This is a genomic window from Tardiphaga sp. 172_B4_N1_3 (assembly GCF_052076035.1).
Classification (GTDB): Bacteria; Pseudomonadota; Alphaproteobacteria; order Rhizobiales; family Xanthobacteraceae; genus Tardiphaga; species Tardiphaga robiniae.
Genome location: NZ_CP197238.1, coordinates 2,627,738 through 2,640,102, shown reverse-complemented (window position 1 = coordinate 2,640,102; position 12,365 = coordinate 2,627,738). Strand labels below are relative to the sequence as shown.

Here is a 12,365-nt window from a genome sequence, read left to right as displayed (position 1 = left end):
CTCAGCCCTCCGCCAGTGCGCGCTTCACGTCGGGCGGTGTCGCCTCATCGACCAGTGCGGCGAGGGCTTCCTCGAGCGAACTCACCTTCTGGCCGTCGCTGCCGAGGCGGCGCACCGAGACCTGGCCGGTTTCGGCTTCCTTCTTGCCGACCACGAGCAGGGCAGGGATCTTGGCCAGCGAGTGTTCGCGGACCTTGTAGTTGATCTTTTCGTTGCGCAGATCGATCTCGACGCGGAGGCCAGCCTTGCGTGCGGCCGCGGCGACGACCTTGGCGTATTCATCGCCTTCCGAGGTGATCGTGGTGACCACCACCTGTACCGGCGACAGCCAGAGCGGGAAGTTGCCGGCGAAGTGCTCGATCAGGATACCGATGAAGCGCTCCATCGAACCGCAGATCGCGCGATGCACCATCACCGGCGCCTTCTTCGATCCGTCGGCGTCGATATAGAACGCACCGAAACGCTCCGGCAGGTTGAAGTCGACCTGCGTGGTGCCACACTGCCAGTCGCGGCCGATGGCGTCGCGCAGCACATATTCGAACTTCGGTCCGTAGAACGCGCCTTCGCCGGGGCTGATCTCGGTCTTGATGCGACCGCCGGACTGGCTCTCGATCACCGACAGCACGGTGGCCATCACGCGCTCGGCGTGATCCCACATCTCGTCAGTGCCGACGCGCTTCTCCGGCCGCGTCGACAGCTTGACCACGATGTCGCCGAAGCCGAAGTCGGAATAGGTCGACAGGATCAGGTCGTTGATCTTAAGGCATTCCTCGGCGAGCTGCTGCTCGGTGCAGAACACGTGGGCATCGTCCTGGGTGAAGCCGCGCACGCGCATCAAGCCGTGCATGGCGCCCGACGGCTCGTAACGATGCACGACGCCGAACTCGGCAAGGCGCAGCGGCAGGTCGCGATAGCTCTTGAGGCCATGCTTGAAGATCTGCACGTGGCCGGGGCAGTTCATCGGCTTGAGCGCAAACCAGCGCTTGTCCTCGGCTTCGTCGCCGGCGGACTGCGCGGCGAACATGTTCTCGCGGTACCATTCCCAGTGGCCCGAGGTCTCCCACAGCACCTTGTCGAGGATCTGCGGTGCATTGACTTCGCTGTAGTCGCCGTTCAGGCGACGACGCATATACGCGATCAGCGCTTGGAAGATGGTCCAGCCCTTGGGGTGCCAGAACACGACGCCCGGGCCTTCTTCCTGGAAGTGGAAGAGGTCGAGTTCGCGACCCAGTTTACGGTGGTCGCGCTTCTCGGCTTCCTCGATCTGTTTCAGATACGCGTCGAGGTCTTCCTGTTTGGCGAAGGCCGTGCCGTAGATTCGCGTCAGCATCGGATTGTTGCTGTCGCCGCGCCAATAGGCGCCGGCCACCTTCATCAGTTTGAAGGCGTTGCCGACCTTGCCGACCGACGTCATATGCGGGCCGCGGCAGAGGTCGAACCAGTCGCCCTGGTAGTAGATCTTGATCGGCTCGTTGCCGGGAATGGCGTCGACCAGCTCGACCTTGAAGGCTTCGCCCTTGTCGCGGAATACCTGCTTGGTCTTCTCGCGATCCCAGACGTCCTTGGTGAACGGTTTGTCGCGCGCGATGATCTCGCGCATTTTCTTCTCGATCGCTCCGAAGTCCTCGGGCGTGAATGGCTCGTTGCGGAAGAAGTCGTAATAGAAACCGTTCTCGATCACCGGACCGATGGTCACCTGGGTGCCCGGCCACAGCGTCTGCACGGCTTCGGCGAGCACATGCGCCGCGTCATGCCGGATGAGCTCCAGCGCGCGGGGGTCGTCGCGGTTGATGAAATCGATCTTGGCGTCGGCGTCGATCGGATCGGAGAGATCCGAGACGGTACCATCCAGCGCCATGGCGACGGTGCGCTTGGCCAGCGACGGCGAGATGCCCTTGGCGATCTCGAAACCGGTCGTGCCCCTGGCGAATTCGCGCTTGGCGCCGTCAGGGAATGTAACGGTGATATTGTTGGTTTCGGCGGGGGTGAGGTTGGCGAGGCCGAACTTGAATCCCGAGCCTTCATTCTCTGTCATGTCTTCTCTCCTGTGGCTCACTCCTGCACACGGGCGCAGGTAAGCGGACGAGCGGTATAGCAGCCGATTCGGGCGTTGCAACACCAGTCTGGCTGATCTGATTTGCACGCTTGGCTTGCAGGTTTGACTTGCATGCAGTTGCATCCATAAGATGCGATATCTTGACAGTTTCCCGCCCTTACGCTCCCACCGCACTCATGATCGGCAATTTCGTCACCGGCATCGGTCTGCTGGGGCCGACGGCGATGCTCGGTGAGTTGTCGGCAGGCCTCGGCGTCACGATCCGCGAAGCGGGACTGCTCATCACCTTCGGCGCAGTGATGCTGTGCATCTGCTCACCGCTGATGTCGTGGCTGACCAGCCGGATCGAGCGACGGCACATGTTGATCGGCGTCATCGCGGTCGTGGCCGTGTGCAATCTCGCTTCGGCCCTTGCGCCCAACTATGCGGTGCTGCTCGCTATCCGCCTGGTGATGTGCATCGCTGCGGCACCGTATACTCCGCAGGCGGCAGGCGTGGTCGGCATGCTGGTGCCGCCGGAGAAGCGGGGCAGCAGCGTCGCTTACGTCTTTCTCGGCTGGACCCTTGCTGCTGCGGTCGGTCTGCCGCTGGTGACGTTCATCGCCAGCCGCTTCGGCTGGCGCGAGGTCTATGGCTGCGTCGGCGTAATGAGTTGCATCAGTCTCGTGTTGCTGGTGTGGCGGATTCCGCGCGGGCTGTTCGGCGCGCCTGTGGATCTCAGTACTTGGTCGTCGCTGGCGCGCAACCGGCTCGTGCTGTTGTTGCTGTCGATCACTATGCTTCAGATCGCCGGGCAGTTCTCGATCTTCACCTTCATGGCGCCGCTGCTCGAACGTCTCGCGGGCGCAGGGCACGATGCAGCGGCATCCGTCTTCGCGATCTACGGCGTCTGCGGTTTTCTCGGCATCATGACGGCGACGCGGATCGTCGATAGCTGGGGGCCGCTGAGAACCTCCATTCTATCGACATCGCTGGTGTTGGCTGGCATGACGGTCTGGACGCTCGGCACAGGCCTGCTGCCGGTGATGGCGCTCGGCGTCGCGATCTGGGGGCTCGGCTTCGGCGCCATCACGTCGATGCAGCAGGTCCGCTTGATCATGGCGGCACCGTCGGCCGGAGCGGCGTCGGTCTCGCTCAATACATCGATGCTCTATGTCGGCCAGGCGATTGGATCGGGCATCGGTGGCGCGCTGTTCGCCGGCGGATACTTCCACGCGTCGGGGTTTGTCGCGATGGGGTTCCTGACGACGGCACTGGTGGCCATCGCGTTCAGCCGTAAAATGTCGGGACGTGTCGCTTAGTCGCAGATGCGGGTCAGTTGCGCCTTGAACGGCACGCCGGGCAATTGCAGCGCACTGCCTTCGAAATCGAGCAGGTCGCCATTGACGCGACCGGTCAATGCCAGTGTGACACCTTCAAAGCCGAACACCGACTTGAAGCTCTGATCCGGGTTGTAGCGTTTCGATGACACCTTGACAGAGATAGTCTCGCCTCTGTTTTGATAGTTGCCCATGAAGGCGAAAGCGGAGTTGCCGCCGCGCAGCTTTCCGCCGATTGCATAGACGACGCCGGTCCCGGTGCCATGAATAGTATGAAAATGTACTTCGTATAGGCCGTCTTCCACCTGAGTGCCCCGGGCAGTGATGTTAAGTGAAGATGAATTTGGCGAGATGAAGTGGCGGCACCCTATGGTATCAAATGTTATTCAACAATCCCACCAGTAGGCATTTTGTAAAAATAGCTTTGATAATTTGAGGTTCGGCGTGCCGCGACATATCCGCCAACTGTTCTCCGCACGCATTGCTACATTAACAGTCAGTGTGCTGATGAGCGGCTGTGCATGGCTGCCGCCGCAAGCCTGTCTGCCGCCGTCGCGCATCATGGTGTCTGCGGAGATGATCTTTGGCCGCAACATTGGCGATCGGCCTGGTATCAGCGAATCTGCATTTGCAAATTTCGTAGCAAGGGAAATCACACCCCGCTTTCCCGATGGTCTCACCGTCATTGATGGAGACGGGCAGTGGCGCGACGGCGTGCGTAATGTTGATGTCCGCGAAAGGGCAAAGGTCGTTTTGATCACTTTCGCCGACGACGCTCAGAAACGTGCCGATCTCGTTGCTATCGCGGACAGCTATAAGCGGCAGTTCAGTCAGCAGTCCGTGCTCACGAAGGTCGGCAATGTCTGCGTAAGTTTCTAGTTTGCGCTGTCATTGACACCGCGCCAGCGCGCGTAGCGCCACGGTGTATACCAACGGGCATCGGGCGACAGCTTGGCCGGCACGTTATCGATACCCGAAGTGCCCCATGGCTGGCAGCGGAGCAGCCGGGCCAGTGTCATCCAGCCGCCGGCCCACAATCCGTAGCGCTCGATCGCTTCGTCGCCATAGACCGAGCAGGTCGGGAGGTGACGGCAATTGTATCCGACCAGCGGCGACAGCGTGTGGCGGTATATCCAGATCATGCCGCGACCGGCATTGCGCGGCAGCCGTTGAATAGTACCGACGCAGTTCGGGCACATGGATGAATGTTTCATGGTCGGATTGCTATCAGATCAGCCGGGTTTTGCCCGGTTCCTTTGCATGGAACCCATCTACTTATGCATTGGAGACACACCTGCCAATTTATTGCATGCAGTGCAGCAAAAGTAACTGGACGCTGCGGCGAAGCTCGTTAGGTTTTCACGTAACGCCCGTGTGACAGAATCATGAGCGTTGTTTGGGGCCGTTGCCATTGCTCATGAGAGTGCGGGGAAGGAACCGACTTGGGACGTATGAGGTCGCTTCGATCAGGTAGTTCGGCGCTGTTTCGCGCCGCGGCCTTTTGCATCGTTCTTCCCGGACTCGCGGCGGGCCTGCTGGCTTCGGCCGTGTCCTCTGCCCAAGCTGCAGCCGTTCTCGAAGAACGCAAACTCCCGATGCGCTTCACCTGGGTCGCCTGCGAGCCGAATTGCCGTGGCTGGATCGGCGCGGTGGGGATTGTCACCGGCGACACCGTCAGGGATTTCGACGAATTTTCCAAAGGCCGCGATCTGACTGACGCGACAGTGGTGCTGGATTCCAGCGGCGGCTCGGTCAATGACGCCATCACCATGGGCCGGCGCTGGCGCAAGCTTGGTCTGCGCACCACAGTCGGTATCACGGTCGACCTGCAATCGTCCTCGGGCGTCATGAAGCCGGCGGTCGTGCCGCAGGCTTATTGCGAATCTATGTGCGTGTTCCTGCTGCTGGCGGGCAAGACCCGCTATGTGGCCGAAGAATCCCTTGTGCGCGTCCATCAAATCTGGATGGGCGACCGCGCCGACGACCCGAAGGCTGCGAGCTATACGGCAAATGATTTGATGATCGTCGAACGGGATATCGGCCGTCTTGCCAAATACACCTTCGACATGGGAGGCACGGGCGATCTCTTGTCATTGTCGCTCAGCGTGCCGCCGTGGGACGATCTACATCGGCTTACGGAAGCCGAATTGAAGCTGACCAATCTGGTCACCAGCCATAGTGTCGGTGATGTGTTGCCCGAGCCTCGCGAGCAGGAGGCGCCGGTCGCATCACTGGTGCCGAAGTCGGTACAGGATCGTTTCGTGAGCGGGCCGGAGAATGAAAACACCCCGGTCGCTTCGGCGCCGGTCGTGTCTTCGACGAAGTCGACCAAGACGGCCGAGGCCTCGGTGCCGACTGGCGGCGTCGCATCGGCACCGTCAGGGAAATAGCCGCACTGGCGTTACGCCGGCGTCGGCTGACTGGCTCCGGCGTTTGACTTGGCTTCAATCTGCCCGATGGCGTCCACGACCGCATCGAATGTGAGAAGCGTCGAGGCGTGGCGCGCCTTGTAGTCGCGCACCGGTTCGAGCAGGGCGATATCTGCCCACTTTCCGTCCGATGGCGGTGCGCCGTTTTCCTTCAGCATCTTGCGAACGGTCTCGCGCAGCGCACGCAATTCTTCGGCAGTCGAGCCCACCACATGACGCGCCATGATCGACGACGAGGCTTGGCCAAGCGCGCAAGCCTTCACGTCGTGGGCGAAGTCGGTGACCACATCGGCATCCATCATGAGATCGATCTTGACGGTCGATCCGCAGAGCTTGGAATGGGCAGTGGCTGACGCATCGGGGGCAGGGAGGCGGCCCAGCCGGGGAATGTTACCGGCGAGCTCGATGATGCGCTTGTTATAGATGTCGTTCAGCATCTGGTTCGGACCTTAACTGTGCCATCGGTCACCGGGATCACGTCCTTGGCGCGCGAGGAACTGGACTCTATATAGCGTCCATTCCATGAAATAAAAGATCAGCAGTTTCAATGGTCTGTGAGCAGTTATGTTTTTGGTGATGCACGGATTTTGCACGTCGCAGCCGTCCCCCTCATGTAGGGACACTTTAGCGACCGCCCAACATCTTCAGAAGGAAGGCGCGCCGATCGGGTCACATGCGATCCGTGAGGGCAACAGATCCAAAGGTTCGATACCTCCGATCAGCCGGCGCTCATCCTTGAGACAGATAGAGAGAATTTCGAATCCCTCCGCGCCGCTTATTCGCTTCCGCGGTTGACGTCGCGCCGAGCCTGCGCGCGCTTGTTCGCCTGCGACACCCTCCCAATCCGTGAAGGAGGAATCTTGATATTCCGGCGCCGGCTCGGGATGGAGCGCATTCCTTCACCAGGGCGAAGATCATTCTGCGGTCGAGAGAATTGCTGTGCCCGTCGCAGGGCCAATGCGCGCCTGGCGGTCTCTCCGAGTTCCTTTTTTGCTTCGAAGTTCTGCAGGCGCTTCAGCTCCTTGCTAACGCGTTTTATAGCAGCAACGAAGACTTGCTTGCGCTGAGTGGCATGCTCGGCTGTTCCCGAAAAGCTGCTGCCCCTCGGTTCGGCTTTTCCTCTTGCTTCGCGCTGTCGATGCCGCGCTAGGGTGTGCTCCTTGCCATGAAAATCCCGTAGCCTCGAACGAAGGATCTCCAGCTTGTCGCGCGTTAATTCGCCGATGGCGGGATGATGAGTAGCAAGAACGATTTCTTGCTCGTCGTGTTTCAGAATGCTGATTTCATACTTGCAGGATGCCGCCATCGCCTTTTCCTCCAACCAATGCCTGGGTTACGGATCGTTCGCGCTGTTTCTGGCACCTCCCTCCGAACCTGCGTCCTCCATAAGAGTCGCCCGGGGAGCTGTTTGAGGCGATGCGCGCTGCCAAGATTGTTCCTCCGTGCCGTTCTGAAGTATCGGGTCATCACCCTAGGCTCACATGGGAACTGCCCGCATTGCCCTTGAATGGCGTGCTGGGAATAATAGGAAAAAGACCAACGATTTAAATGTGATGAGTGGGTAGCCTGATGGCTGGCAACAGTCGTAATGGTCCACTATATAGGGCGGAGCCCGGCGAACAGAGCGCCGGGCGTTCTCCAGATCGCCGGAATTTGAGAATTCAGTTCGGCGGCCTCGGTGTTATTGTCGCAAGACGATGTTTTATTGACGGACTCAGGCGTCCGGCGGCCTTGCCGCCCCGTCTGCCCGGTGACACTCCGGCCTCCCGTGGGGCCGGTCGAACGGAGTAAAGATGGACGCTGTGATCAAGCCGCTTCGCGGCAAATCCCCGGATGGCAAATCTTCTGAAGTCAGATCTGCCGAGAGCAAAGTGCAGGAATTCCGGCCGGCGGAGCTCGATCCCGCCGAATTTCTGGCCGCGGCGGTAAATCCCGACCAGCTGCGGCCCTCGCGCGCCGAGGCAGAGCGGGCCGTGCAGACGTTGCTCGCCTATATCGGCGAGAATCCGCAGCGCGAAGGCCTCATGGACACCCCGCGACGCGTGGTCGAGGCCTATGACGAGCTGTTCCAGGGCTATCATCAGTGCCCGGCCGAGGTTCTGAATCGGACCTTCGGCGAGACCGCGGGCTATGATGATTTCGTGCTGATCCGCGACATGGCCTTCGTCTCCCATTGCGAGCATCACATGATGCCGTTCTACGGCAAGGCGCATATTGCCTATACACCGGTGGAGCGTGTTGTCGGTCTCTCCAAGCTGGCGCGTCTCGTGGATATCTTCGGCCATCGGCTGCAGACCCAGGAGCATCTGACCGCGCAGCTTGCTGCCGCGGTCGATGAAGTGCTGAAGCCGCGCGGTGTTGCGGTGATGGTCGAGGCCGAGCACACCTGCATGTCGGCCCGCGGTATCCGCAAGGAAGGCTCGCGCACTTTCACCACGCGTTTCACCGGCAATTTCCGCGACAATCCTGCCGAGCAGGCGCGGTTCATGTCGATGATCCAGTCCATGTCGCGCTAAACCCACGTCGCGCTGATCGCGCGACGATCGTGATTTGCTGCTAGAGTATCGGGCGCATCAGGCGCCCGATTTTCGTTTGACGACCACAGCGAGAGATTTTCCCGTGTCCAATACATCGCACGCGCACAGCCATGATCTCGAAGAAGGCCTCGTGCTCACGCCGAAATTCGACGCTGCCGGTCTCGTCACCGTCGTGACGACCGACGTGGCGAATGGCGACGTGTTGATGGTGGCGCATATGAATGAAGAGGCGCTGCGCAACACTATCGAAACCGGCGATGCCTGGTATTACAGCCGTTCGCGCAAGGCGCTATGGCGCAAGGGCGAGAGCTCGGGCAAGACCCAGCGCGTGGTGGAGATGCGGATGGATTGCGACCAGGATGCGATCTGGATCAAGGTCGAGCAGATCGGCGGAGCCGCCTGCCACACCGGCCGTCGCTCATGTTTCTACCGCGCGATCACCAAGGGCGAGGGTGGGGCGGCGAAGGTCTCGTTCATCGATGCGGACAAGGTGTTCGATCCGGCGTCGGTCTACGGAAGCTGAACTGGCTCTGATCTCAGGTCACGCCAGCCGGCTGGCGAAATCCTGCCGGGATTCGGCGGCGCTGATGCCGGTCGGATCGGCGATCATGTTCATGTAATCGACGGCCGCCGACCGGAGCTTGCCGTCCTTCATGGTCATGACGCCAGACAGGGTCTGGATGTTCATCGAACGGATATTGTAGTTCTTCCAGGCTTCCGCCTGTTTCGCTTCACTATTGGTCGATTTTTTCTGCTCGTTATAGAGATCGAGCGAAGCTTGCGCCGCCTTCAGGGCATTCAGGCCCGAGACTTCCTTCATCTCCTTGGCGAGCGCCGGATCGTCGCTGAACATCTTCTCTATCTTGGCCTTCCAGGGGCCTTCGGCAGTCACGTTGCCGAATTTGTCGACCTTCATATGCGTCGCATACTCCGGCGGGATGTTCATTTTCTCGAACGCTTTGGAAAGGCGGTCGGCCAGGGCGTCGGTCCGCTTCGTCAGCATTTCGTCGAATGTATCGGTGAGTCCCTCGGTCGCGACCTGATCGGCCTTGGCCTTTTCGATAATCGCCTTGGCGCGGTCTGACAGCGATACGAAGGCGGCAGGGGCTGTCGGCGCAGATGCAGGCTTGTCGGATGAGACGGATGGCTTGGCGGGCGCAACGGCGGCGGGGGCCGCTTTGTCCCGCGGTTGGGTCGACGTCGAATTCGCGTTTGCGACCGCAACCATCGTGAGCTCCATTTCCGCTGCCGACGGGAGCGAATCTCCGTCAGACACATACGGAAACACCCTCGCGTTAATGCTCTGTAAAATATTCAACCACGGATGGAGGCATGGGGCGCATCGCGCCATCTTAGCATTGCGTTAACCATGAATGTCCCACTGTGTCCGCGGCTTCCGCAGGGCTGACAGGGCACGTCCCGGTGGTCATGTCGCGGCAGCGGGGCACCTCACTATGGCGGTCGACGCGACCAACCTCGCATCAGCACTCTCGTCAACGCGCAGTCAGGTGACCGGCGCGATCAAGAATGCTGCCGGCACCACGGGCACGAGCTTCGAATATCTGCTCGCCACCGCCAAGATGGAATCCAATTTCAATCCCTCGGCCACGGCTTCGACATCCTCGGCCAAGGGCCTGTTCCAGTTCATCGAGCAGACCTGGCTCGGCACCGTGAAGGAAGCCGGCACCCAGCTCGGCTACGGCAAATATGCCGACGCCATCACCAAGTCGCCGTCGGGCAGTTATTCGGTGAGCGATCCCGCTGCGAAGGCTGAGATCCTGAAACTGCGTGACGATCCCGTCGTGAGTTCAGCGATGGCCGGCGTGCTGACGCAGTCCAACAGTTTCAAACTCACTGGCGAGATCGGTCGTCGTCCCAGCGATGCCGAACTCTATATGGCGCATTTCATGGGCGTCAGCGGCGCCTCGAAGCTGATCAACAATGCGGCGAACAATCCGAGCGCATCGGGCGCTGCACTGTTCCCGAATGCCGCCGCAGCGAACCGGCCAATCTTCTACGATCAGAGCGGCAGCGCGCGCAGCGTGTCTCAGGTCTATTCGGTGCTGTCGGCGCGCTATGACAGTGCTGCGAATTCCACGGCGACGCGGACGGCGATGGCATCCGCGGGTGTGGTGACGGCGCAGGCAGTCTCGCCACTGACGCCTGCCAGCAATGCGACGTTCCTGTCGCGCTTCCCGGATCTGAGCACGGCGCAGGTCGCAAGCTTTGCGTCCGATCAGTCATCGACGGCCGTGCAGGAACAGCCGATTTTTCGGTCGCTGTTCCAGGGCGGTGATCGTGCGCAACCTGTGTCGCCGGCCGTGCAGGAATTGTGGGGCAACCGCACGTCACTGACGTCCACGTCGCTGCCGAAAGCACCTGAAGTCGGCGTGCCCAAGCCGCTCGATCTGTTCAGCGATCGCGCCGGGACTTTTAGTAGTTAGCTCCGTCCCCTCATGGTGAGGAGGCGCGCAGCGCCGTCTCGAACCATGGGCTGTTGGCAGGCATCGCCGCTAGCGGCCATCCTTCGAGACGCGCGCAAGGGCGCGCTCCTCGGGATGAGGGCGGAGTGTGTGATATTCACCGGGAGCCACAGATTTCCCCGCGTGTCCGATCCCTTAATAAAACCTCAACAAACCCATAAGCTTATGGTGAACCGTTTGTTAAGTGGGATGGTTTATTTTCTCTGACAGTGGCATCGCGTTTCGGTGTTGATCTTGTTGCGTAGGCTGGCAGAACCATGATTGTTCGGCAGTTCATCAGTTGGGTACGGACCGCTCCAGCCAGCGAGCGGGCAGAGGCAACGCGCTCTTTGGCGCGGGCCTGGATTTTTTCTGATCTTTCAGACGACGACCGTGCCGCCGCCGAAGGCGCGCTACTGATGCTGCTTGATGATGCGTCCCCGCTGGTGCGCCAGGCCATGGCGCAGGTTTTCGCCCGCGCGCCATCGGCGCCCCCAGCCATCGTGCAGGCGCTGTCGGTGGATCAGCCCTGTGTGTCGCTTCCAGTGCTCGAACATTCGCCGCTGCTGATCGATGCCGATCTGGTCGACATCGTCGCGACGGGGAACAGCGAACTGCAATGCGCGGTCGCGCGCCGCATCAATCTGCCGATTTCGATCTGCGCCGCCATTGCCGAAGTCGGCTCTGCCGCGGCAGCGCTCGAGCTGATTGAAAATCCATATGCCGAACTGGCGCAATTCTCCTGGGACCGTATCGTCGAGCGTCACGGTCATCTCGCCGCCATCCGCGAAGCGATGCTGGCCCTTGGCGACCTGCCAGCCAGGACGCGCCTCGCGCTGGTGGCCAAGCTTTCCGAAACGCTGACCCGCTTCGTGGTTGCGCGCAACTGGCTGTCGCCGGATCGTGCCGAGCGCATTGCCGACGAGGCGATGGCGCGCTCCACGGTCAATATTGCGTCGCGTTCGCGCGGCGACGAGATGCGCGATCTCGTGCATCACCTGCGCGAAGCCGGGCAATTGACCGTCGGCCTGATCCTCCGCGCCCTGCTGTCGGGCAATCTCGACCTGTTCGACCAGGCGCTGGTGGAGCTGTCCGGCCTGCCGCAGAGCCGCGTGGCCGCGCTGGTCTATGACGGCGTCGGTGCCGGGCTGAACGCATTGCTCGCCCGCGCAGGTCTGCCGGAGTCGACATTCCCTGCCTTCCGCGCGGCGCTAGCTGCGCGCAATGAAATTGGTTTCATCGGCTCCGTCGGTGGCGCCGTACGGCTGCGTCGTCGCATGGTCGAGCGCGTGCTGACGGTGTGCGAGACCGATGAAGCGGCGTCCGAGCCGCTGCTGATCCTGCTGCGGCGCTTCGCGACGGAATCGGCCCGCGAGGAAGCGCGGGTATTCTGCGATGAACTGGCCGAACAGGCGAATGCGCGCGACGAGTATCAGCTGATCGCGGCGTAGGCGTCGAATATCTCAGTCGTCATGCCCGGCCTTGAGCCGGGCATTCATCGTTTGACGTCAGCGCATTTCAATAGACGGATGGCCGGGTCAAGCCCGGCCATGACGTGGAGA

13 protein-coding genes are annotated in these 12,365 nt (G+C 61.1%); 7 read left to right on the top strand and 6 right to left on the bottom strand.

Features of this window, described 5'->3' with window-relative positions; genetic code table 11:
- Position 1 precedes the first annotated feature (1 nt).
- A complete protein-coding gene (thrS, locus tag AB7783_RS12530; protein ID WP_441277815.1) occupies positions 2-2,035 on the bottom strand; it encodes a threonine--tRNA ligase in 2,034 nt (677 codons plus the stop codon).
- A 197-nt stretch (positions 2,036-2,232) separates the two neighbouring features.
- Between thrS and AB7783_RS12525 the strand changes: the two genes are divergently transcribed.
- Positions 2,233-3,357, top strand: a complete 1,125-nt coding sequence (locus AB7783_RS12525; protein ID WP_441279688.1) for an MFS transporter — start codon at positions 2,233-2,235, stop codon at positions 3,355-3,357.
- Here the strand turns inward: AB7783_RS12525 and AB7783_RS12520 are convergent.
- A complete protein-coding gene (locus AB7783_RS12520) occupies positions 3,354-3,680 on the bottom strand; it encodes a GrlR family regulatory protein (RefSeq protein WP_093762042.1) in 327 nt (108 codons plus the stop codon). The two genes, AB7783_RS12525 and AB7783_RS12520, sit on opposite strands and share 4 nt — an antisense overlap.
- Positions 3,681-3,819: 139 nt before the next feature.
- On the opposite strand from AB7783_RS12520, the gene AB7783_RS12515 reads away from it, so the two are divergent.
- Complete coding sequence (locus AB7783_RS12515) at positions 3,820-4,254, top strand: DUF3574 domain-containing protein (protein ID WP_441277814.1); 435 nt, start codon at positions 3,820-3,822, stop codon at positions 4,252-4,254.
- Here AB7783_RS12515 and yidD read toward each other — a convergent pair.
- Positions 4,251-4,589, bottom strand: coding sequence for a membrane protein insertion efficiency factor YidD (yidD, locus tag AB7783_RS12510; protein WP_231080209.1), 339 nt, complete (start codon positions 4,587-4,589; stop codon positions 4,251-4,253). The two genes, AB7783_RS12515 and yidD, sit on opposite strands and share 4 nt — an antisense overlap.
- Positions 4,590-4,826: 237 nt before the next feature.
- On the opposite strand from yidD, the gene AB7783_RS12505 reads away from it, so the two are divergent.
- On the top strand, positions 4,827-5,765 hold the full coding sequence (locus tag AB7783_RS12505; RefSeq protein ID WP_439084220.1) for a hypothetical protein: 939 nt from the start codon (positions 4,827-4,829) through the stop codon (positions 5,763-5,765).
- An 11-nt stretch (positions 5,766-5,776) separates the two neighbouring features.
- Here AB7783_RS12505 and AB7783_RS12500 read toward each other — a convergent pair whose 3' ends face one another.
- Positions 5,777-6,241, bottom strand: coding sequence for an iron-sulfur cluster assembly scaffold protein (locus AB7783_RS12500; protein ID WP_439077631.1), 465 nt, complete (start codon positions 6,239-6,241; stop codon positions 5,777-5,779).
- Positions 6,242-6,579: 338 nt separating this feature from the next.
- Entirely contained in the window at positions 6,580-7,110 is a 531-nt protein-coding gene (locus tag AB7783_RS12495; protein WP_441277813.1) for a hypothetical protein, read from the bottom strand.
- A gap of 487 nt (positions 7,111-7,597) precedes the next feature.
- Here AB7783_RS12495 and folE point away from each other — a divergent pair, with 487 nt between their 5' ends.
- Complete coding sequence (gene folE / locus AB7783_RS12490; RefSeq protein ID WP_441277812.1) at positions 7,598-8,320, top strand: GTP cyclohydrolase I FolE; 723 nt, start codon at positions 7,598-7,600, stop codon at positions 8,318-8,320.
- A gap of 103 nt (positions 8,321-8,423) precedes the next feature.
- Positions 8,424-8,864, top strand: a complete 441-nt coding sequence (hisI, locus tag AB7783_RS12485) for a phosphoribosyl-AMP cyclohydrolase (protein WP_231080212.1) — start codon at positions 8,424-8,426, stop codon at positions 8,862-8,864.
- An 18-nt stretch (positions 8,865-8,882) separates the two neighbouring features.
- On the opposite strand, the gene AB7783_RS12480 is transcribed toward hisI, so the two are convergent.
- Positions 8,883-9,569: a hypothetical protein gene (locus AB7783_RS12480; RefSeq protein ID WP_441277811.1), complete on the bottom strand. Its 687-nt coding sequence runs from the start codon at positions 9,567-9,569 to the stop codon at positions 8,883-8,885.
- A gap of 226 nt (positions 9,570-9,795) precedes the next feature.
- On the opposite strand from AB7783_RS12480, the gene AB7783_RS12475 reads away from it, so the two are divergent.
- Together AB7783_RS12475 and AB7783_RS12470 are read left to right on the top strand one after the other, a co-directional pair.
- The gene (locus AB7783_RS12475) at positions 9,796-10,785 is read left to right on the top strand and encodes a transglycosylase SLT domain-containing protein (protein ID WP_441277810.1); all 990 of its coding nucleotides are present in this window, start codon (positions 9,796-9,798) and stop codon (positions 10,783-10,785) included.
- Positions 10,786-11,081: 296 nt separating this feature from the next.
- The gene (locus AB7783_RS12470) at positions 11,082-12,254 is read left to right on the top strand and encodes a DUF2336 domain-containing protein (RefSeq protein WP_441277809.1); all 1,173 of its coding nucleotides are present in this window, start codon (positions 11,082-11,084) and stop codon (positions 12,252-12,254) included.
- Positions 12,255-12,365: the final 111 nt, after the last annotated feature.